General features: G+C 62.9%; 19 protein-coding genes. 13 read left to right on the forward strand and 6 right to left on the reverse strand.

Features of this window, described 5'->3' with window-relative positions:
• The first annotated feature begins 102 nt into the window (after positions 1–102).
• From AC4D14_RS17405 to AC4D14_RS17415, 3 genes are all read left to right on the forward strand, one after another.
• Positions 103–777, forward strand: coding sequence for a DsbA family oxidoreductase (locus AC4D14_RS17405; RefSeq protein ID WP_490903933.1), 675 nt, complete (start codon positions 103–105; stop codon positions 775–777).
• Positions 778–983: 206 nt separating this feature from the next.
• Positions 984–1,376: an ester cyclase gene (locus AC4D14_RS17410; protein WP_490903934.1), complete on the forward strand. Its 393-nt coding sequence runs from the start codon at positions 984–986 to the stop codon at positions 1,374–1,376.
• Between the two features lie 256 nt (positions 1,377–1,632).
• Complete coding sequence (locus AC4D14_RS17415) at positions 1,633–2,238, forward strand: TetR/AcrR family transcriptional regulator (protein WP_490903935.1); 606 nt, start codon at positions 1,633–1,635, stop codon at positions 2,236–2,238.
• A gap of 27 nt (positions 2,239–2,265) precedes the next feature.
• On the opposite strand, the gene AC4D14_RS17420 is transcribed toward AC4D14_RS17415, so the two are convergent.
• Both AC4D14_RS17420 and AC4D14_RS17425 read right to left on the reverse strand, forming a co-directional pair.
• Positions 2,266–2,472 carry a transketolase C-terminal domain-containing protein gene (locus AC4D14_RS17420; RefSeq protein WP_490903936.1) on the reverse strand — a complete coding sequence of 69 codons (207 nt, stop codon included), beginning with the start codon at positions 2,470–2,472 and terminating at the stop codon, positions 2,266–2,268.
• Positions 2,473–2,714: 242 nt separating this feature from the next.
• A complete protein-coding gene (locus tag AC4D14_RS17425; RefSeq protein ID WP_490903937.1) occupies positions 2,715–3,467 on the reverse strand; it encodes an SDR family NAD(P)-dependent oxidoreductase in 753 nt (250 codons plus the stop codon).
• Positions 3,468–3,585: 118 nt separating this feature from the next.
• Between AC4D14_RS17425 and AC4D14_RS17430 the strand changes: the two genes are divergently transcribed.
• The 4 genes from AC4D14_RS17430 (at position 3,586) to AC4D14_RS17445 (ending at position 8,321) form a co-directional block, all read left to right on the forward strand.
• Positions 3,586–4,536 carry an AraC family transcriptional regulator gene (locus tag AC4D14_RS17430; RefSeq protein ID WP_490904042.1) on the forward strand — a complete coding sequence of 317 codons (951 nt, stop codon included), beginning with the start codon at positions 3,586–3,588 and terminating at the stop codon, positions 4,534–4,536.
• Positions 4,537–5,290: 754 nt separating this feature from the next.
• A complete protein-coding gene (locus AC4D14_RS17435; RefSeq protein WP_490903938.1) occupies positions 5,291–5,500 on the forward strand; it encodes a hypothetical protein in 210 nt (69 codons plus the stop codon).
• A gap of 535 nt (positions 5,501–6,035) precedes the next feature.
• Positions 6,036–6,767: an EAL domain-containing protein gene (locus AC4D14_RS17440; protein WP_490903939.1), complete on the forward strand. Its 732-nt coding sequence runs from the start codon at positions 6,036–6,038 to the stop codon at positions 6,765–6,767.
• Between the two features lie 939 nt (positions 6,768–7,706).
• Positions 7,707–8,321 (forward strand): YdeI/OmpD-associated family protein, encoded by a 615-nt coding sequence (locus AC4D14_RS17445; RefSeq protein ID WP_490903941.1) that lies wholly within the window; start codon positions 7,707–7,709, stop codon positions 8,319–8,321.
• A 945-nt stretch (positions 8,322–9,266) separates the two neighbouring features.
• On the opposite strand, the gene AC4D14_RS17450 is transcribed toward AC4D14_RS17445, so the two are convergent.
• A complete protein-coding gene (locus AC4D14_RS17450) occupies positions 9,267–9,641 on the reverse strand; it encodes an antibiotic biosynthesis monooxygenase family protein (RefSeq protein WP_221411692.1) in 375 nt (124 codons plus the stop codon).
• 560 nt (positions 9,642–10,201) lie between these two features.
• Positions 10,202–11,131, reverse strand: coding sequence for an AraC family transcriptional regulator (locus tag AC4D14_RS17455; RefSeq protein WP_490903942.1), 930 nt, complete (start codon positions 11,129–11,131; stop codon positions 10,202–10,204).
• A 274-nt stretch (positions 11,132–11,405) separates the two neighbouring features.
• Between AC4D14_RS17455 and AC4D14_RS17460 the strand changes: the two genes are divergently transcribed.
• From AC4D14_RS17460 to AC4D14_RS17480, 5 genes are read left to right on the forward strand one after another with little or no spacing between them, the layout of a single operon-like run.
• Positions 11,406–12,758 carry an ABC transporter substrate-binding protein gene (locus tag AC4D14_RS17460; RefSeq protein ID WP_490903943.1) on the forward strand — a complete coding sequence of 451 codons (1,353 nt, stop codon included), beginning with the start codon at positions 11,406–11,408 and terminating at the stop codon, positions 12,756–12,758.
• Positions 12,759–12,778: 20 nt separating this feature from the next.
• Positions 12,779–13,744, forward strand: a complete 966-nt coding sequence (locus AC4D14_RS17465; RefSeq protein ID WP_490903944.1) for a carbohydrate ABC transporter permease — start codon at positions 12,779–12,781, stop codon at positions 13,742–13,744.
• On the forward strand, positions 13,741–14,661 hold the full coding sequence (locus tag AC4D14_RS17470; RefSeq protein ID WP_490903945.1) for a carbohydrate ABC transporter permease: 921 nt from the start codon (positions 13,741–13,743) through the stop codon (positions 14,659–14,661). The genes AC4D14_RS17465 and AC4D14_RS17470 overlap by 4 nt, the downstream gene beginning before the upstream one ends.
• Before the next feature lie 39 nt (positions 14,662–14,700).
• A complete protein-coding gene (locus AC4D14_RS17475) occupies positions 14,701–15,759 on the forward strand; it encodes an NAD(P)-dependent alcohol dehydrogenase (protein WP_490903946.1) in 1,059 nt (352 codons plus the stop codon).
• The gene (locus tag AC4D14_RS17480; RefSeq protein WP_490903947.1) at positions 15,759–16,724 is read left to right on the forward strand and encodes a carbohydrate kinase family protein; all 966 of its coding nucleotides are present in this window, start codon (positions 15,759–15,761) and stop codon (positions 16,722–16,724) included. Before AC4D14_RS17475 ends, AC4D14_RS17480 begins: the two co-directional genes overlap by 1 nt.
• A 438-nt stretch (positions 16,725–17,162) precedes the next feature.
• Here the strand turns inward: AC4D14_RS17480 and AC4D14_RS17485 are convergent, their stop codons facing one another.
• Positions 17,163–17,423 (reverse strand): hypothetical protein, encoded by a 261-nt coding sequence (locus AC4D14_RS17485; protein ID WP_490903948.1) that lies wholly within the window; start codon positions 17,421–17,423, stop codon positions 17,163–17,165.
• 50 nt (positions 17,424–17,473) lie between these two features.
• On the opposite strand from AC4D14_RS17485, the gene AC4D14_RS17490 reads away from it, so the two are divergent.
• Entirely contained in the window at positions 17,474–18,943 is a 1,470-nt protein-coding gene (locus AC4D14_RS17490) for a mannitol dehydrogenase family protein (protein ID WP_490903949.1), read from the forward strand.
• Between the two features lie 567 nt (positions 18,944–19,510).
• Here the strand turns inward: AC4D14_RS17490 and AC4D14_RS17495 are convergent.
• Positions 19,511–19,963, reverse strand: coding sequence for a hypothetical protein (locus AC4D14_RS17495; RefSeq protein WP_490903950.1), 453 nt, complete (start codon positions 19,961–19,963; stop codon positions 19,511–19,513).
• Positions 19,964–20,275 lie beyond the last annotated feature (312 nt).

Here is a 20,275-nt window from a genome sequence, read left to right on the forward strand (position 1 = left end):
AGTCACCACCATGTACCCCTCCAACGTTCAGGAGAACAAGCAATCATGAGCCCGGCAGGCATTACCCCCAGCACCTCCCCGCAACAGGGAAGCGCTCCCAGCATGAAAATCGACGTGTGGGCCGACATCATGTGCCCCTGGTGCTACATGGGCAAGCGGCGCCTGGAAGAAGCGGTGCAGTCCTTCACCGGCGCCTCGCACACGGGGCACCGTTCGATTGAAGTGGAGTTTCACAGCTTCGAACTCGCGCCCGAACTGCCCCCCGGTCAGACCCAGTCCGTCCTGGACTTCAACGTGGCCAACAGGGGCATGACCCCAGACCAGGCCGCAACCCTGCTGGAGCAGATCACCGAGCGGGGCCGGGGTCTTGGACTCGATGTGAACTTTGACACCGCCCTGCTCACGAACACCTCACGCGCCCACCAGCTCATCCACTACAGCAAGACACACGGCAAGCAACCGGAAGCGCAGGAAGCAGTCTTCGCCGCATACTTCACTCACGGCCGCAACCTCTCCGATCTTGAACAGCTCGGGCAGATCGCCGAGGGGATCGGACTCGATCGTGACGATGCCGTGCGTGCCCTGCAGGCCGAAGAACACCTCGAGGCGGTGCGCTCCGACCAGGCTGCCGCCGGCTCCTACGGGATCCGCAGCGTGCCGTTCTTCGTCATCGACGGAAGGTACGCTCTCGCGGGTCTGCAGGACGCTTCGGTGATGAAAGAAGCGCTCGACATGGCATGGTCCGAAAGGGCACCCCACGCCCAGCCGGAACCATGAAGCCAGGCTTCCGCCAACACCGTCGCAGCAGCCCAGGCACAATGAGGCCATCGCTCGGTCGGATGTGGACCGATCGGAATAGAACCTCCTACTGCGCAGTTACACCTAGTAGCAAGGATCATCCGCTAGACCCCTCTAGCGGAGGTCTTCGTGATTATTTGACGATTCCTGGCCGCCGTGGCCGAGGAGAAAAGGGAAACCCCACCATGTCTGATTTCAACCTGCGGGACTTTTACGAGCGCTACATCGAGGCATTGAACGCCCACGAGTTCGACCGGATGGATGAATTCGTCCACGACTCCATCGTCATGCACAGCGAGCCAAGCACCCGTGAGGCGCTGGTCGCACAGCTGCACAGCATCACCGACGCGGTCCCTGACTTCCATTGGCAGACCCAGGAGCTGGCCATCCATGGTGACAGCCTCGCCGTACGCCTTATCAATACCGGAACCCCAGCCAAGGAATGGCTCGGAGCCGCACCGACCGGCAGGAAGATCGAGATCATCGAGTACGCCATCTACACCGTCCGGGACGGCAAGTTCCTGCACATGTCCGCCCTTCACGACGCGGAGGCTCTGCAGAAGCAACTCGCCAGCTAACGGCGTCCCACGCCAAGGGCTGCGAAGCCGCATGCGGGCAGGGTCGGATCCGGGCCCCTGCCCGCTCCCAGGCGCCGGCACGGAACCGATCCCTCCCCAGGTGGGCCGACTGTCCGCACCGCCGCCCCGACGCTCTCCCTCAGCGCCCCCGCGCGCAAGCCAACGCAGCCGGCCGTTCTACCGGCGGGCTTTGGTTCACCGACTAAAGTTCATAGCGACAACCACGTGTCATGGTATCCAGCAGGAAGGTGACGCCATGCAGACCGTAAATCTAGGGGGACGGCCGAGAGAGTTCGACACCGACGAGGCACTCGATCGGGCGATGCGGGTTTTCTGGGCGCAGGGCTATGAGGGCACCAGCCTCACCGACCTCACCGACGCGCTCGGCATCACACGCTCGAGCATGTACGCGGCGTTTGGCAACAAGGAATCGCTCTTCCGCATGGCAATGACACGGTACGCGGCCGGCCCCGCCGCCTATGTGACCCGCGCACTCGAACGCGACACCGCGGAAGAGGTAGCGCGCGCGTTCGTGATGGGCGCCGTCGAGGCAACCACCCTGCCCAATTCGCCCGCCGGATGCTTGAGCGTCCAAGGCTCCCTCGCGGCGGGAAAGGCCGGGGTCGTGGCACGGGATGCCCTCATCGCCTGGCGTGAGGACGGCTACACCGGCCTCCGGCGGCGGTTCGAACAAGCGGTGGCTCTCGGAGACCTGCCCCCACAGGCCGACCCGCATCTCCTTGCGAGGTACCTCATGACCGTCGTCAATGGCATCGCCGTGCAGGCAGCCAGCGGGGCCCCACGCTCCGACCTCAAAGACGTCGCCGACCTGGCGCTGCGCAATCTGCCACTGGCCTCCTGAGACCCATCCGCCCGTACCTCCCCGGCGTCAACCGGCGTCCATGATGGCGTCTTCGTCCAAGGGATTCAGCCAGCGCAGATCCAGGACCGTCGCCTCGATTCCATCGCCGCTGAGCTGGTGCAGCGCGTCCATAACACGGTGCAGTATCGCTCCCAGGTCATGACGGTGAGGTCCCCCCTCCCGCCGGCGGATAGCACCGCCCAGCATTTCAGGAACACGCGCCGCGATCCGCATTCCGCACCCACTGGAAGGGCTGAGTCAGCGGAATGCCCGAAACATAAACACGCCACCGCAACACCTGACGGGGAATGTAGTTCCCGGTGATCAGCCCAACTATCTCGCTCACTGCGGATACGACGGCGTTCATTCAAGCACGGCAGCATTGGATTGAATCCCGTCCGGGAGGCGCCGAGGCGTTGGAGCACTACACCTCGGCGCCTCTGGGCGCATCACCCATGCGCGAACGCGGTGCCTTCTTAGATTTGGTTCGTGCCTCCGTCGACGTAGATGTTCGAGCCGACGACGTAGCTGCTCTGGTCCGAGGCCAGGAATGACACGACGGCGGCGGCCTCCTCCGGCTGACCCATGCGGCCCTTCGGGACTGTCGCGGCGACGTGCTCCTTCATGGCTTGAGCGGTCTCCTCATCGCCGAACGCTGCGGTACCCCCAGGAGTCTCGATCCACGCCGGCGACACCACGTTCACCCGGATGCCACGGTCCTTGAGTTCGGTGGACCACGTCCGTGCGAAGGACCGGACAGCGGCCTTCGACGCCGAGTATGCACCGAACGCTTCCATGCCGCGATCGGCGGCGGTCGATCCGACCAGGATGATCGAGGCATGGTCGTTCAGCAGCGGCAACGCTTTCTGGACGGTGAACAGCATGCCTCGAACATTGACCGCGAAGGTCTGATCGAAGTGTTCCTCGGTGGTCTGTTCCAGCGACACGAACGAAGCGACCGCGGCGTTCGCCACCAGCACGTCCAGACCCTTCCCTCGCGCCCGGACCGCTTCGTAGAGCCGGTCCAGATCCTCCGGCTTGGCGACGTCGCCGACAACGGCGGTGGCCCGGTCCGCCCCGATGGTCTTCACGGCGGCTTCCAGTTCAGCCTCGCGGCGGCCGGTGATGAAAGCGAACGAACCCTCATCTGCCAGTTTCATGGCGGTGGCCAGGCCGATGCCGCTGCTTCCTCCGGTGATCACCGCTGTTTTGCCGTCAAGCTGTTCCATGTATACGTCCTTCAATAGGGGTTGTGTCGGGTTGTGCAACATCAATACTGCAGTGGGGTAAGGTACGATTCAACATATATAGTCCGGTATTGTTTACAGATCGTCCGAAAGGGATGTGATGCTCGGGTTTGGAGATCCAGTCGCCGATGCGATCGGTCTTTTGCGGCCGCGAACGGTCCTCGAGCCGAGCCTGCGGGCCGCGGGGAAATGGGCCTTGCGTTTCGACACCTTCCCCCACGTGAAGGTGGGCGGTGTCGTCCGCGGTAGATGCTGGCTGACCCTCGACGGACACGAACCGGTGCTCCTCGAGGAGGGCGACACCTACCTTCTAGGCAACCCGCCACCCTACGTCATGGCGAGCTCGCCGGAGGCACGTCCGCGCCCTGCCAAGCCGCTGTGGGAGGGCCCGACGGCCGGCATCGTGAGCATCGGCCCGGAGGTCGAGCAACACACATATCTTTGCGGCGGTCATCTCGCGTTCGATGACAGGAATGTATCCGTCCTGACCGATTTCCTGCCGCCGCTGGTGATTGTCCGCGCGGCTGATCCCCGCGGCAGGCACCTTGCGTATCTGATCGAAATGTTGGCCAGTGAGGTCGAGGCCTCGGCCCCGGGTGGACCGCTGGCGATGAATCACCTCGCCCAGCTCCTGCTCGTGCACATGCTGCGCGCCCATGCCAGCCAGTCGGACCGGCCCACAGGCTGGCTGCGTGCCTTGGACGAAGATGGTGTCGGGGCCGCCCTTCGCGCCATGCATGCGGACGTAGCTCATCCGTGGACCCTCACGGAACTGGCCAAGATCAGCCATATGTCACGTTCCGTATTCGCCCGGGCTTTCAAGAACCAGGTGGGGGTTCCGCCGTTGGAGTACTTGATTCGATGGCGGATTAGTCTCGCGCGTGACGCTCTTGTCCATGACAGCTCCTCCATCGCAGAACTCGCCCAGGCTACCGGTTACCTGTCGGAGAGCGCATTCAGCACCGCTTTTCGCCGCGTGGTTGGATCCTCACCTGCCCAATTCAGGAACCAGGCGCGGCAGACACTGTACGCGACAGCGGGCGGAGGCTAAGGAGGGTCACCACGAGGAGCTACCGGCTATTGGAGCCGGAGCCAACGTCCTGCTGGGTCGAACAAGGTGGAGTGGGAGAAACGACAGGGATGAGCCCGCGAACGTGGTGTGTCGAGGCTCGTGGTTCCCGCGCCTTAGGAACCTCAAACTCGGTCGGATTGTCGCTGGAGGTTCTTCCTCGGGATACAGAAGTTCTGAACAGTGACACCGCCGGCGCCGATCACTGTTCTGCCGGCGCAAGGGATTGGTAGTAGCTTCCGGCGCACCAACCAGCGTTTAGTGGCCAATCCTGTAACGGGGTCATAGCCATGAAGCATTGAGATTCTCGTCCGACAATCATTAACCGGGTCCACTTCAAGCCGTCCAGCCGGGGCCAAAACGGCTTGACACAGTCAGGCCTTGCCGGACAGCCGCACCTCGCATGGATAGGGGGCGGCGCTTCTTTGCAGGAAGAAGCGAACGTATAGGAACGGGCGTACCTTCCGATCCGGTCCGGCATCGGGCATCGGTCGTCACCGAGCACGGCAGGACCCTGCTCGTGGTGGACCAGCCGGCTACCATCGGGGCGCTGCCGGTCGCTGTCGCCCAGGCCGCCGGCGCCGCAACGGCCGGGCACTCTCGTTAACTGGAATGGTCGGCCTCGCTTTGGAGCGTGTGCCGTGTGCGCACGGACAGTAAGGTTCTCTCGGGGGTGTCTGAAGTTTGGGCGGGCCCCGTGCCGTACACCGCCCGGGGCCTCATGGGACCATATGGTATGGGCGAGAACGACGGCGCACGTGATGAAGGTGCCCCTCCGCGGACCGGGGTGAACGACCATGCCTGGGAGCGGGAACACCGCCATCCAACTGCTGAACAAGCGAAGGCCATTGTCTACCGTCGGAGGGACGCCGAAGCGAAGCTCAGGCAGCATCAGCAGCAGGCCCGGCATAAGACCGACGAAGAATCGGAAGGGCACCACGAGTAGGGACAGTTCTTTCAGCTCGGTCTCGAAAAATCGGAGGCATCAGGGCCGTCCAGGGCGACGCCCTGGAGAAATACACCGATGGGCCGCTCCGGATCGAGGCCGGCTTCAGGACGGGCCAGCAGGGATCGTCGCGCTGTGCGGTGGGACCGGGTGGGCCTGAGACGAATAGCACCGCAGTGATGAACGACCGTTCACCAGACGATTGCTGTTTCCTGCCCCTGAACCTGGATCGGCTCAGCCGGAGAACTGCCGGAAGAAATCGGAGCACACCGGTCTGACCGTTGGCCACAGCATCGGGTCTCCGCCGGCGTTACTCTCTGCGGGGGATCAACCTGCGGGCACTTCCAGCGAGGTCACCCGTCGAGCCGGCACGGCCAGCAGTCCTACCGTGTTGCCGGGTCAATTTTTGACAGTTGCTGTGACGGTTGGGCCCGTCATGGAGTGTATGTCCTATGGTGGACGAAACCACTGAGGGAGCACCTGAATGGCATGCAACGGTTGCGCGGCATCTTTGAAACCCGGATTTGATTTCAGCATGGCCTTCCAACCCATTTATGACGCGCTTGGCGACCGCGTATGGGGCTATGAAGCGCTGGTCAGAGGCGAGTCTGGTGAGGGTGCATCTGAGGTCCTGTCGAAAATTTCCCCGGAGGAGCGCTACCGCTTTGACCAGGACTGCCGCGTCAAGGCGATCGAGCTGGCATCGCGCCTGTTTCCTGCGGGCGAGGATCTGAAGCTGTCGATCAACTTCATGCCGAACGCGGTTTATGAACCGGCCGCATGTCTGCGGGCGACGCTGCTTGCCGCGGCGCGTTGCGGCTTTCCGACGTCGTCTATCATGTTCGAGTTCACGGAGAACGAGGAGTTCACGGACACCGTGCACCTCACGAATATCGTCACCGAATACCGCAGGCATGGTTTCACCACCGCCATCGATGATTTCGGTGCCGGTCACGCGGGGCTGGGGCTCCTGGTCGAGTTCCAGCCGGACCTGCTCAAAATCGACATGAAGCTCGTGCGAGGAGTTAATGCGAGCCCCGCTCGCCGGGCCGTGGTCAACGGCATCGTGGGCATCGCCGAGGAGTTGGGCATCACGGTGCTCGCCGAGGGCGTCGAAACCGAGGCAGAGTTCCTCTTCCTGGAAGCGGCTGGCATCCGCCTGTTCCAAGGGTATTGGTTTGCGAAACCAAGATTTGAGGAACTACCGCAGGTCGCCCCCTCCACCGTCCGCCGCATGATTCAACATGCAGGCACAACCACGACCTAACCAGGGCCACATACTTCACGGGTCAGCTGGAGCTCCGAGACGCCTTTCAGGAAAGCAATCCCTGGGGATTCTTAACCGATTACGACTGGATCTCAGCTGTCCCCAACCGTCCAGCAACCCGCTTTTTCGCAGCCTGGGGCTTGAGGCTTCATTCGAGACGGTCGCGCCGTCGAGGAGACATCCCGGCCGTGATTGCGGGCGAGCTCGAACGGTTCCTTGCGCTGTCGCCGCAGAGGTAGTTTGAGGAGCTCGTTCGCATGCGGGTGTCGGCAGCGCACCGAAGCTGTGGGAGTTTCGGCTCCCTCACCGGCGCCTAATTGACCGTGGTTTTGGGCGCCGACGCTCCTAGCCTCTGGGTTGGCCGGAGTGGTTGGAGACACTTTAACGCGGTCGATTCTCGGTGCCACCCTTCTTATGGGGAGTTTTTTAGTGCCAATCAGTCTCGCACGGGAGCAGCGGAAACTTGCCCGGGACAAGGTGCTCCTTCAGTTCTGTGGAGTGTTTCGAACGAGGTTAGCGACATGACAAGACCGATCACATGATTTTTTTCCAACCGCATCCTCGGAGGGTCGCTTCTCTGCCGGACCCCGGCTCAATGGCGGGCCATGTAGGCGTGGGCGAGTCCTTCAGGGTCCTGATGTGGAGCGGTGTCGACCGTGATGGGCACTGAGCTGATGTCACCGGTAAAGACGCTGCCCAAGTTGTAGGCCCGGTGGCGGCGGCCGTCGGTCGAGCGGTCTCCGCAGCAGCCGTCGCGATCCTGGCCCTGGGGCCACTGATAGCACGGGTGCTACCGCCACACGGAAGCGGAGAGTACGCTCATGAACCCAATCACCATGACGGCCACGATCCGTGACGGTGTTGGTCCAGGGTTCCGTTGCTCTTCCGGCGGTCCCCAAACGACCAGCCGCGAACGCGGGCAACTGAAATAAGGTGACCATGGCAGACCCGGCGTCCGCTCCCAAAATCCACGCCGAGACCCGTCAGCAGTGGCGCCAGTGGCTCATTGCCCATCATCAGACCGAGGAGTCCGCGTGGCTTGTTTCGTGGAAGAAGGCCACCGGTCGACCCGCGCTCAGCTACGACGAGGCCGTGTCCGAGGCTCTGGCTGTCGGATGGGTCGACAGCAAACCTCAAAAGCTCGACGACGAGCGGACACTTCTCTACTTTTCGCCCCGAAAGCCCGGAAGCGCGTGGTCACGCCCGAACAAACTCCGTGTGGAGCAGCTCCGGCGGGAAGGCCTGATGACCGAAGCCGGGGAGCAGGTAATCGCGGAGGCGGTCGAAAGCGGGTCCTGGAATCTTCTTGATCAGGTTGAAGACCTTGTTGTCCCTGATGATCTTGAAGCGGAGTTCCAACGATATGCACCGGCCCGCACCAACTGGGACAGGTTTCCGAGGTCCACCCAACGTGGAATCCTGGAATGGATTGTCCAAGCGAAACGTCCGGAAACACGCAGAACACGGATCATGGAAACGGCGCGCCTCGCCGCCCTGAACGAACGGGCCAATCAGTGGCATCCACCTCAAAGGAATGACGGGCCGGCTCCGTAGCAATCGGGACGAAACCCCCGCACGCCGAACAAACGGCCGGTTCGGCGTGCTTGACTCCTGACTAGACGGAGCCAGCTAGGGCTAATGCAGGTACGGCGGAGGATGACCAGGTCAGAAAACCCTCACCAAAGTCATGTAGCCACACCGCCACTCCCCCATGAAGTAGTAAGAAAGCCCAACCCGGGCTTCGCAAGAGAAAGAAGGCGCCCCGCCCGCAGAAAAACTCCACCACAGCCGCCAGAACCGGCACCCGGACCGCAGAATTGGGCCGGCTGTCCACAGCCAGAGAGCAAAAGAGCCCCTGACTAGGGGAAATATGTGCCCGAAGTGGGACTCGAAACCGGACTTCACGCCCCGGAGATCGGCCACTCCCCCAAAAACATCCGCAATCCGACCGGAATCGGGGCCGGTACGGCACAGTCCGACACCCAGATTGTGGACACTGTCCACAACCCCACTTTCCCACCTGAGGCCTTTCCCGATATCCGCCCGCACTTGCATGTTGCGGCGCTTCTTTGCAGGACGAAGCGCACTCAGCGGACCGGCCGCACTCAGGTCCGATCCGCCATCGGTCATCGGTCCTCACCAGCGAGCGCCGATGAGCCCCGGTCAATACCCCGTCCGCCCCTGCGCGTGCTCGCGCGACGCAAAGCGTCGAGGCCGCGGCGCAACTTGGGGAACCTATGTTCCCAGCTCGCTCCGCGCTCAGATGTCCTGGCTGACGGTACCGGCCACGGTCGAGCTCCAGATGCTAAATCAGCTCGCGCGCTTTTGGCCGGAAGTAGCCAACGCCGGCGGCCCAGTGCGCTTCCCATGTCTCCCCGTCACCGAGGAGGAGGTTCAGTCGTCCGCCCCCGCCAGGCACAGCGACTCCGCCGTCTAGCGGACAGCTGGCCTGGATCGCGGGCTGTGGGAGGACTGCACCCTCCCTCTCGTTCCTGGAGACTACCGGTCTACACAGATTCCCGACACCGCCACCTTTTGGAAGAGGTGGGGTGAGGCAACTGTTGAGTCGGGGTACTGGGCAAATTTGGCTTGGAAGTGCGGATCGCCGAAGGCGTTGCGGAAGGCCTCAACCGACTCCCAGATGGCGTAGTTGAGGAACACTCCGCTTCCGGCGATGCCTCGGTGCAGCTGGGTGGAGATGAAGCCCGGTTTGGTCTTCAGGTAGGCGGCATCGGCAGCCCAGGCGTCTAGCAGTTGGTCAGCGTCTTCTGTCGCGACCCGGAAGGTGTTGATGAGAACGACGGGCCCCACTTCATTGGAAAGTTGGCTGTTCAAGGTGACCCGGTCGTCCATCTCGCTGATTTGCAACATCATGGTCTCCTCTGGCTTGAACGGGCAGATATTGCTTGGATAGACGCATACTACGCCGCAGATCTAATGGCGTCGGAGTCAGTTCCTTCTCGCCCATGCTCGGCGACGGCGCTGACCGAACTAGTGGTGATGGCACTTCATGCCCCACCCACATCGCTCCGATTCCCGGAATCACCGAGGTGCCCGACACGTCTATCAGCATTGTCCTGGCCGCACACGGCTTCACAGGCATCGCCGTTCTCATGATGACCGGGCAGAACCACGAGACCCTGGCTCATCCTGCGCACGACGGTGACAATCACACCGGTGGCTTTCGGAGCCCTGTGGCTGTTCCGGCTCCACGGCGGGAGAAGTGAATTCGTCGTCGATGGTCGTCGCGGTGCTCACCTACGAACCCGTGGTTTCTGCCAGAAAATCACCTCGCTGCCGCCTTGTACCGGCCCGAGAATGCGCCCGCTGAGGGATCCGCTTACGAACATCTGATGTGACGCAGCAACCCCCTGTAGGTCCAAAGCGAGCAGCAAGTCCCGCTCATAACCCGTCGGGGATCTGGGCCAGGCTTTTTACAGCTCATTTCGGACGCGCTGGCGGTAATTCCTTGGTGTTTCTCCGGCGTCATTGAGGAAGTGCCGGTTGAAGTTTGAGAGGTTTGAGAAGCCGACTTCGTAGCAGATGTCTGAGATGGCTTTGTCGCTTCGCTCCAAGAGCCGACGGGCGTGTGCAAGGCGCAGCTTGCGGGTCAAGTCGCTGAAGGTTTGGCCCGTGGAGCGCTTGAAGTACTTCGAGAATGTTGGTTCTGTCATTCCGACCAGGGCTGCTGCGTCGGACATTTTGAGGCTTCCGGCGTGGTGGCTGAAGACGTATTCGAGGACGATGTCAACCACGGCTGCGGCCTGGCCGTCCAGCCGGGGCCTAAACCATTCGTCGGCGAGGTAGCGCCGTTCTTCCTGTGGCGCACGCATCAAAATAGAGAAGAGCTCCATGAGATGCTGCAGCCGTTCAAGTCCGGCGGAAGCGCCCATGGCTTCCATGGAAAGGGCCGCCCTCCGGGCCGCCTGTCCCAGAAATTCAATACCGCGGGCGGACTGGTCGAGCAGGGGTATGACTTCGGCCAATTCGGGGACGAGGGCGGCGGTGTGCTCGACCCACTTTCCGTCGAATTGGATGACCACGTCCCGGTTTTCCAGCACCTCTCCCGGTTCCAGGTCGCTGACCCAGTCGTGGGGTAGGCCTGAACCTACAAGCGAGACGTGTCCGGCCTCAAACGTTCCGATGTAGTCACCGACGATGAACTTTCCGGTGCCCTTACGGATGAGGTGGATCTCGTACTCAGGATGATAGTTCCACCGCGCAATAGGGCTGGGGTAGTCGTGTTCGTGCCACTTGACGGAGTGGTTCGGGTCCGGCGGAATAACTTCGCGGTTGGCGCGCATTCCCAGCAGTCTTTCGGCCAGCCGGGTAGTCGCTCCGTCGTTGGACTCCCCGACATTCATGATGGTTCTCCATGTGGCGTTGATTATGAAATCTGGACAGCTCATTGGCGCCTTCCCTTAGGGTAGCGGCTGCCTTGGAGTGAAGGGCGGGAAAATTAGTATCAGGAACAGGCAACCAGAGCGCTAGTTGTGCCTTACCTCACAGCCCTAATGTTGAGGAACAAGAGCGCGGCCCACCGGATTTCCCGGTCTTAGTCGCCTCGCCCTGGTCCGGCATCGACACGACAGTCGACATGCGGTGACTGTGCACCCTTGAAGAACAAAGGAGTCCTTTATGCGCCCGAAAACGCGCGCTGCCGTCGTGTCCGCCGGAGCCCTCTGCATCGCTCTGAGTGCCTCGGCCTGTGTAGGTGCCGGCGGTGGCAATTCCGCCGGAGATCCGAACAGCATCAGTGTCCTGATGGTGAACAACCCCCAGATGGAGGACCTGCAGCGGCTTACCGCTGACAACTTCACCAAGGAGACGGGGATCAAAGTCAATTACACGATCCTGCCTGAGAACGACGTCCGGGCCAAGATCAGCCAGGAGTTTTCCAGCCAGGCCGGCCAGTATGACGTTGCATCCCTCTCCAACTACGAGATCCCGTTCTATTCCGCCAACGGCTGGCTCGCCCCGCTGGACGATGTGGCAGATGACCCGGAGTTTGACCAGGACGACATCCTGCCCGCCTACACAGCATCCCTCACCGGCGAAGACGGCAAGCTGTACGGCGAACCCTTCTACGGGGAGTCCTCCTTCTTGATGTACCGCAAGGACATTCTGGAGGCTAAGGGCCTGACCATGCCGCAGAAGCCCACCTGGGATGAGGTCGCCGAGATAGCGGCGAAGGTGGACGGCGCGGAACCGGGCATGAAAGGCATCTGCCTCCGCGGCCAACCAGGCTGGGGCCAGGTCTTCGCGCCCCTGACCACCGTCGTCAACACCTTCGGCGGAACCTGGTTCGACAAGGACTGGAACGCCCAGGTCAACTCCCCGGAATTCACTGAAGCGGTGGAGTTCTACACCAAGCTGGTCCGCGAGCACGGTGAAGCGGGCGCCGCACAGGCAGGCTTCACCGAGTGCCTGAACAACATGAGCCAGAGCAGGGTCGCCATGTGGTACGACGCAACCTCAGCCGCGGGCGCCCTGGAAGCCGAAGATTCCCCAGTAGAGGGCAAGATCGGCTACGCCCAGGCCCCGGTGAAGGAAACCAAGTCCTCCGGCTGGCTCTGGACCTGGTCCTGGGCCATGCAGGCCGCGTCCAAAAAGCAGGACGCCGCCGAAGAATTTATTGCCTGGGCCAGCTCAAAGGACTACGAGGAACTCGTTGCCTCCGAGCTCGGCTGGGCCAAGGTTCCCTCCGGCAAACGCATCTCCACCTACGAAAACCCCGAGTTCCAGAACGCCGCTCCGTTCTTCGAAGCTGAACGCTTCGCCATCGAGAACGCCGACCCGAAAAACCCCGGCGTCCAGGAACGTCCGGCCGTCGGCATCCAGTTTGTGGGCATCCCCGAATTCGCCGCCCTGGGCACCAACGTCTCCCAAGGCGTCAGCTCCGCCATCGCCGGCCAGGGCTCCGTGGCCGAAGCGCTGGCCAAAGGCCAGGAAGCCGCCCAAAAAGTCGCCGATAAGTACAAGCAGCCCTAACCGAACCGCAGGAGAACATCATGACTACCGCAACGGCGCGCATCTCCCGCCCGGGACGCAATGCCACCCCCTCACGAGACGCCGGGTCGCGCGAACGTGCCCTAGCCTGGGCACGGCGGGCACCGCTGCTCCCGGCCCTGATCTTCCTCATCCTGGTCACCCAGCTCCCGTTCGTGGTGACGCTGATCATCTCGTTCATGAACTGGAACAGCCTCAGCCCGGACAAGACCGCCTTCGCCGGCGTGGAAAACTACGCCACCGTCCTGACCGACCCTGACCTCCGCCAGGCAATTTTCACCACCATCCTTCTCACCGTCTCCGTAGTGCTGATCAGCCTGCTCATCGGCCTGGGACTGGCGTTGCTGCTGGACAAAAAGTTCATGGGCCGCGGCCTGGCCCGGACCTTGCTGATCGCCCCGTTCCTGGTGGTACCGGTGGCCGCAGCGCTCATCTGGAAGCATGCCCTGCTCAACCCCATGTACGGGCTGATCAACGGCATCCTCACCTGGATCTGGTCCCTTTTCGGCGGCGTCGCGGCGCCTCAACTGGATCTGCTCTCGCAGGCACCCATGATGGCGGTGATCCTCTCCCTGGTGTGGCAGTGGACCCCGTTCATGATGCTCATCCTGCTGGCCGGTTTGCAGTCCCGGCCCATGGACACCGTGGAAGCTGCCCAGATGGACGGCGCAACACCGTGGGGGATCTTCCGCCACCTCACGTTGCCACACCTGCGCCAGTACCTGGAGCTGGGCGGGCTGCTCGGCGCCATCTACATCGTGCAGAACTTCGACGCCGTTTTCACCCTCACTGCAGGCGGACTGGGCACCGCCAACCTGCCCTACGCCATCTACCAGACGTTCTACTTCTCCAACGAATACGGCCTGGCATCCGCCGCTGGCGTCGTCGTGGTCATCGGCACCATCATCGTGGCCACCTTCGCACTCCGCACCGTTTTCTCACTCTTCAAGAAGGAGGCAGCACGATGAGCACAATCACCCCCTCTGCGCCGCAGAGCACACCTCCCGGTCCCACCGCGCTGAACACCGGCCGCGCTCCACGTCGCCGCAAGGCACGCCTGGACCCCACCCGCAACAACACCGCCGCCGGTATCGCGGCCTGGCTGCTGGCCCTGCTCTTCGCAGTTCCGGTCCTGTGGATGATCCTCACCTCGTTCCACTCCGAGACCGACGCCGCAACGAACCCGCCCTCCATCGCCGCGAACCTCACCCTGGACGCGTACCGGGAGTTCTTCGGCGAAACCTCAGGCGTCAGTCCCTGGCCGTCACTGATCAACTCCGCCACCGCCTCGATCCTGTCCACGGTCCTCGTGCTGGTCCTGGCCTTCCCTGCCGCGTACGCGCTCTCCATCCGGCCGGTGAAGAAGTGGACGGACGTGATGTTCTTCTTTCTCTCCACCAAAATGATGCCCGTGGTGGCGGCAATCCTTCCGCTCTACCTGTTCGCCCGGACCGTAGGAGCCTTGGACAACATCTGGTTCCTGATCCTGATGTACACCTCCATGAACCTGCCCATCGCCGTCTGGATGATGCGGTCCTTCCTGGCCGAGGTGCCGGAAGAAATGCTCGAAGCGGCACAGATTGATGGTGCCAACCTCCTGCTTATCCTGCGCAAAGTCATTGCGCCCGTGGCCATGCCGGGCATCGCCGCCACCGCCCTGATCTGCTTCATCTTCAGTTGGAACGAATTGCTCCTCGCCCGTGTCCTGACCGGCGTGGTGGCAGGCACCGCCCCGGTCTTCCTGACCGGTTTCGTCTCCGGGCAGGGCCTCTTCCTCGCCCAGGTCTGCGCGGCCGCCGTCGTCATCTCCCTGCCGGTACTATTCGCAGGCTTCGCCGCCCAGGACAAGCTCGTCCAGGGCCTTTCCCTCGGCGCCGTGAAATAGCCCCCCCGGTTCCACAAACTCTTCTCAAGGATTACTTCGATGACAACAACAACCACACACTCACCTGCCAACGGCGCCGGCCTTCCCTCCACCATGCGGGCCAACATTCTCAAGAGCCAGGGCGACATGGCCATGGAAACCCTGCCCCTGCCACAGCTCGGCGCCGACCAGATCCTGGTGCAGGTCGCCGCCGTGGGCGTCTGCGGCAGCGACGTCCACTACTACGAGCACGGCCGAATCGGCCCTTACGTGGTGGACCACCCGCTGATCCTCGGCCACGAACTCTCCGGCCGGATCGCCGCCGTCGGCAATGCCGTTGATCCCGCCCGCATCGGCCAGCGCGTCGCCGTCGAACCTCAGCGCCCCTGCCGCATCTGCAAGCAGTGCAAGGCCGGCCGCTACAACCTCTGCCCGGACATCGAGTTCTACGCCACCCCGCCGGTCGACGGCGCCTTCGCCGAATATGTGACTATCCAAAGCGACTTCGCCTTCGACATCCCGGACAGCGTCAGCGACGAGGCGGCCGCCCTCATCGAACCGTTCTCGGTGGGGCTGTGGGCCTGCGAACGGGCCGAGATCAAGCCCGGCAGCCGGGTCCTGATCGCCGGCGCCGGTCCCATCGGCATCATTGCCGCCCAAGCCGCCCGTGCCTTTGGGGCCACCGAGATCTACGTTTCGGACATCGCTGAAGACCGTCTCGCGTTCGCCCTCGAACATGGCGCGACCCACGCCCTCGACGCGCGAACCGACAGCGTGGACGGACTCGACGTCGACGCCTTCATCGACGCCTCCGGCGCACCGCAGGCCGTCCGCTCCGGCATCCTCGCGGTCCGCCCGGCAGGCAAAGTGATCCTCGTCGGCCTCGGCGCGGACGACGTCGAACTTCCCGTCTCCTTCATCCAGAACCGGGAGATCTGGCTCTCCGGCGTCTTCCGCTACGCCAACACGTGGCCGCTCGGCATCCAACTCGTCGCGGACGGGAAAGTGGACCTCGATGTCTTGGTCACCGGACGCTTCGGCCTGTCCCAGGCAGAGGCTGCCCTTCAGGCCGGCAAGCAGCCAGGCCAGCTCAAGGCAATCGTCTACCCCGGCCGCTGATGGAACAGAACCCGGAGGTGCCCGGCATGGTAGTCATCGGCGAATCACTCGTCGACGTCGTCCACGATGACACCCGGCAGACCGCCGTCGAACACCCCGGCGGAAGCCCGATGAACGTGGCAGTCGGGACGGCCCGGCTCGGTATGCCCACCACCCTGGTGACCGCGTTCGGCGACGACCGCCACGGTCAGGCAATCGAGCATCACCTCATGGACAACGGGGTCGACGTCGTCAACGCCGGGACTGTGCGCACCAGCACTGCCAGTGCGCACATCGGCACCGACGGGGCCGCCACCTATTCCTTCGACATCTCATGGGACCTCTCCACGCCGGCTGACGCTGAACGCATTGCGGCACCCACGCACTTCCATACGGGATCGATCGCAACCGTCCTGGCACCGGGCTGCCACGACGTTCTGGAGCTCCTCGAACGGGTCCGGCCCACCAGCACCATCAGTTTCGACCCGAACTGCAGGCCCACCGTCACACCAAACCGCGATGAGGCACGCGATGCAGTGGAACGATTCGTGGCCCTGAGCGACATCGTGAAGGCAAGCGACGAAGATCTGGCCTGGCTGTACCCGGGAACGGAACTGACACACGTCATGGATGCGTGGTTAAGCCTTGGGACCGGCCTCATCGTCATTACCCGCGGTGGGCAGGGCTCCCTCGCCGCCAGCGCATCAGCGCAGGTGAGTGAACGCGCCGCTCCTGTTGATGTCCTCGACACCGTCGGCGCGGGAGATTCATTCATGGCCGCGCTCCTGGCCGGATTGGGGTGGCGCGGTGTCCTGGGAACAAACAATCGGTCCCTGTTCGCAGCCCTTGATCGCCCGACCCTACAGCAGCTCCTGTCATTCGCGGCTACAGCCTCGGCAATCACCTGCTCACGGGCCGGCGCCAACCCGCCCTTACTGTCCGAGGTAGCAGCCGTTGAAGGCGTTCCCTGGAAACTGTTGGCATGATCCGAGCAGCGAATGATCCCGGCGGACTCGAAGGCGGAGCCGGAGGCGCCACGCCCGTTGTAAACCGGGTCGGCAACGCCGGTGAGCTCCAACGCCTGCTCCCCCAATCGCCTGCTGGCCGCCGCACCCGGCTGGGCATCTTCGGAGCATCCGGTTCGGGCAAGTCAACCGTCGCAGCCGCACTCAAGGCGCTAAGTCCGAGGGCCTTCGCGCAGGTGCCCATGGATGGCTTCCATCTCGCGGACCAGACGCTCACCCAACTCGGACTGCTCGAGCGCAAGGGGGCACCTGAGACCTTCGACGCCCACGGCTACGCGGCCCTCCTGTCCCGCCTCCGGAAGAGCCCCGACCATGTCGTCTACGCTCCAGCCTTCGAGCGGGACCTCGAGCGACCGCTAGCCAATGCCCTGCCAGTTCCACCGGCAGCCTCCCTGCTGATCACTGCTGATCAGCGAGGGAAACTACCTTCTCCTCGACGCGCCCGGTTGGCGCGAAGCGCGGCAGCAGCTCGACGAAATCTGGTTCATCGACGTAGACCCAGACGTTCGCCGTCGCCAGCTTCTCGCACAGCACATCCTGTTCGGCGAAGAACCCGCAGCTGCGGAGGAATGGGTTCGGCGCGTGGACGAGCCGAACGCCGAACTTATCGCCGCCACACGGCACCGGGCGGACCACATCCTCGACGTGTCCGACTGGCAACTCACCTGATCCAATCAGCCACACCACTGACGACTATGCAAAGGCGCGCAATGACCCAGCTCTCAGCCGCAACGCTGTCTTCCCTCCCCGCTGAACTGCCGGCACCTACGTATGATCGCTCGGCGCTCAGCGTCGGTATCGTGCATTTCGGCGTGGGAGGGTTCCACCGCGCCCACCAGGCCATGTACCTGGACCGGCTCATGTCCCAAGGGCAGGCCCACGACTGGGCGATCTGCGGTGTCGGCGTCCTACCCCACGACCTGGCCATGAAACGGGTCATGGACAACCAAAACGGTCTGTACACGCTCGTTGAGAAAGCTCCTGACGGCACCCAGAACGCCCGTGTCATCGGTTCGGTCGTGCACTACCTTTTTGCACCGGATGACCCTGAGGCTGTCATTGAAACCCTCGCAACTCCTCGTGTCCGAATTGTATCCATGACCATTACCGAGGGAGGCTACTGCATTGACCCCGTGACCGGCGAGGTCGACGCCGACCATCCAGCCCTGCGTGCCGATTTAGAGCCGGGCGTCGTACCTGCATCGGTCTTCGGCCTCGTCACCGAGGCGCTAGCCCGACGCCGGCAACGCGGGCTGCCGGGTCTCACCGTCATGTCCTGCGACAACATCCAGGGCAACGGCGACACGGTGCGTGCAGTCTTCAGCGTCTTCGCGGAACGCCGCGACACGGACCTCGCACGATGGATCGCGGATAATGTCACGTTCCCAAATTCAATGGTGGACAGGATCACGCCCGCGACAACAGAGGAGAACCGACAGCGAGTCGCCGAGGACTTCGGTGTGGAGGACGCATGGCCGGTGGTGTGTGAGGACTTTGAACAGTGGGTCCTCGAGGACCACTTCGCCCAGGGCCGTCCCGCCTGGGAAGACGCAGGGGTGCAACTGGTGGAGGACGTCGAGCCGTACGAGCTCATGAAGCTGCGCCTGCTCAACGTGGGCCACCAGGCGCTCTGCTATCCCGGCTACCTTGCCGGCTACCGCCTCGTCCATGACGTCTGCCAGGATCCCACCTTCGCGCGGTACCTTCTGGCCTACATGGAGCAGGAGGCCACCCCGACCCTTCGGCCCGTGCCCGGGGTGGACCTTGACGCCTACCGGCACAAGCTCATCTCACGGTTCTCCAACGCAGCTGTCGCCGACACCGTTGCTCGGTTGTGCGCCGAGAGCTCCGACCGCATTCCGAAATGGCTGGTCCCGGTCATCCGCGAAAACCTGGCAGCTGGACGAAGCGTCCGCTACGAAGCAGCAATCATCGCGACATGGGCCCGCTATGCCGAAGGCACCGACGAATCAGGAATCCCCATCACAGTCGTTGACCGCCGCCATGATCAGGTGATGGAAGCCGCAGCGCGAACACGGACGCACCCACTCGCTTTTCTGCAGCAACGCGATCTCTTCCTCGATCTGGTCGACCATCCTGTTTTCGTCAAGGCCTACCTCGAAGCTCTCGGGACACTGCACGGCCCCGGAGCAGCGGTGCTGGTGGCTGAAATGGACTGACATGAACCACAGCTCCTCCCTCTATCACGAGCAACCTGCTCACCCCAGGACTGACCTTCAGTGAGCCCGGCGTCCAATTGATCTCTTTCGCGATGAGGCTATTCAAGCGCCTGCAAGCCACGGGCACCGCACTAGCAGTAGATCTTGACGTCTACGAAAAATCCTTGAAGACGATCACGGTTTCGGAGTACACCGACATAGACCAAAGTTGATCACGCTTCCCGCCGTATAACTTCAATTCTCAACCCGAAGTGCGCTCCCCCGCGGGAGGCCATCGACTGTTACCCGTTCTGAACGGGCATGGGAGCTTCATGCCCACGACAATCTCGCACCGGTACTTCAGGTTGGACTGTGTCACTCCGGGCTCGCGGTGGTCCATGACCAGCTCGTCATCGACAGGCGCGGGTACTGACAAGGGGCATTACCGCCAGGTACCCAACGGGTCGATACTCATTCTGGTCTCATGCCAGTTCTTCGACCTTTGCGTCCACAATGATGGCTTCACGGCCGCCGTGAACGCACTCACGAAACCGTCCGTTGAGGAATCGCTACACAAACGCCGACCGGCTAGGAATGGCGGCGGGTGATACGTGGGGGCCTGTTGCGGGCGGCCCAGAGCGTTCCGAGGGTCAGCAGAAGCGGAATGGTGAAGAAGACTCCTGCGCCGCCGTCGGCGTTGACGAAGCCCACGACACCGATCCACCAGCACAGTGCCGCCGTGAAGACTCCGATGATGGCCAAAGATTCTTTGGGTCCTTGTAGAAGGCGGATGACTGTCGGCCGGCGGCGGGGTTTCTGGAGGTGTTTGGGGGCACGGGGTTTGCGCCTGCGCGCGGCCAGGAACGTTCCGAGGGTCAAGAGAACGGGAATGCCAAAAAATACGGCGGCGCCGCCTCCGCTGTTGACGAAACCGGTCAGACCGATCCACCAGCACAGGGCGGCGGTGAACCCGCCGATCAGGATCAGGGACTTCCGCAGATCCTGCCGGGCAAAAACCGGGTCGGGACTGGTGCCGCTCACCGTCACTCCCCTCGGAGAACCAGCCGGGCTTCTGATTCCATGACAGCACCGATCCTGGTATTTGGCGAGACCCGTCCCCCCGCCGACGGGTGAGGTCGGAGAAGCCTCACCACAGTCATGTAGCTACCCCGCCGCTCCCCCATGAAGGAGTAAGAAAGCCTAAACCGGGCTTCGCGACAGAAAGGCGGCACCCAGCCCCTAGCAAACACCAACCCAGACACGAGAACCGGCACCCGGACCGAAGAATTGGGCCGGCTGTCCACAGTCAGAGAGCAAAAGGGCCCCTGACTAGGGGAAACATGTGCCCGAAGT

It is taken from the genome of Arthrobacter sp. TJ-254 (genome assembly GCF_058269175.1).

Excerpts from the sequence above, each read along its gene's own strand:
- AC4D14_RS17440 (WP_490903939.1), top strand. The coding sequence starts at position 6,036 with ATGGCCTTCCAACCCATTTATGACGCGCTTGGCGACCGCGTATGGGGC.
- AC4D14_RS17425 (WP_490903937.1), bottom strand. The coding sequence starts at position 3,467 with ATGGAACAGCTTGACGGCAAAACAGCGGTGATCACCGGAGGAAGCAGC.
- AC4D14_RS17405 (WP_490903933.1), top strand. The coding sequence starts at position 103 with ATGAAAATCGACGTGTGGGCCGACATCATGTGCCCCTGGTGCTACATG.
- AC4D14_RS17490 (WP_490903949.1), top strand. The coding sequence starts at position 17,474 with ATGACCCAGCTCTCAGCCGCAACGCTGTCTTCCCTCCCCGCTGAACTG.
- AC4D14_RS17480 (WP_490903947.1), top strand. The coding sequence starts at position 15,759 with ATGGAACAGAACCCGGAGGTGCCCGGCATGGTAGTCATCGGCGAATCA.
- AC4D14_RS17410 (WP_490903934.1), top strand. The coding sequence starts at position 984 with ATGTCTGATTTCAACCTGCGGGACTTTTACGAGCGCTACATCGAGGCA.
- AC4D14_RS17435 (WP_490903938.1), top strand. The coding sequence starts at position 5,291 with ATGGGCGAGAACGACGGCGCACGTGATGAAGGTGCCCCTCCGCGGACC.
- AC4D14_RS17420 (WP_490903936.1), bottom strand. The coding sequence starts at position 2,472 with ATGCGGATCGCGGCGCGTGTTCCTGAAATGCTGGGCGGTGCTATCCGC.
- AC4D14_RS17445 (WP_490903941.1), top strand. The coding sequence starts at position 7,707 with ATGGCAGACCCGGCGTCCGCTCCCAAAATCCACGCCGAGACCCGTCAG.
- AC4D14_RS17450 (WP_221411692.1), bottom strand. The coding sequence starts at position 9,641 with ATGATGTTGCAAATCAGCGAGATGGACGACCGGGTCACCTTGAACAGC.
- AC4D14_RS17475 (WP_490903946.1), top strand. The coding sequence starts at position 14,701 with ATGACAACAACAACCACACACTCACCTGCCAACGGCGCCGGCCTTCCC.
- AC4D14_RS17455 (WP_490903942.1), bottom strand. The coding sequence starts at position 11,131 with ATGAATGTCGGGGAGTCCAACGACGGAGCGACTACCCGGCTGGCCGAA.
- AC4D14_RS17470 (WP_490903945.1), top strand. The coding sequence starts at position 13,741 with ATGAGCACAATCACCCCCTCTGCGCCGCAGAGCACACCTCCCGGTCCC.
- AC4D14_RS17415 (WP_490903935.1), top strand. The coding sequence starts at position 1,633 with ATGCAGACCGTAAATCTAGGGGGACGGCCGAGAGAGTTCGACACCGAC.
- AC4D14_RS17465 (WP_490903944.1), top strand. The coding sequence starts at position 12,779 with ATGACTACCGCAACGGCGCGCATCTCCCGCCCGGGACGCAATGCCACC.
- AC4D14_RS17460 (WP_490903943.1), top strand. The coding sequence starts at position 11,406 with ATGCGCCCGAAAACGCGCGCTGCCGTCGTGTCCGCCGGAGCCCTCTGC.
- AC4D14_RS17430 (WP_490904042.1), top strand. The coding sequence starts at position 3,586 with ATGCTCGGGTTTGGAGATCCAGTCGCCGATGCGATCGGTCTTTTGCGG.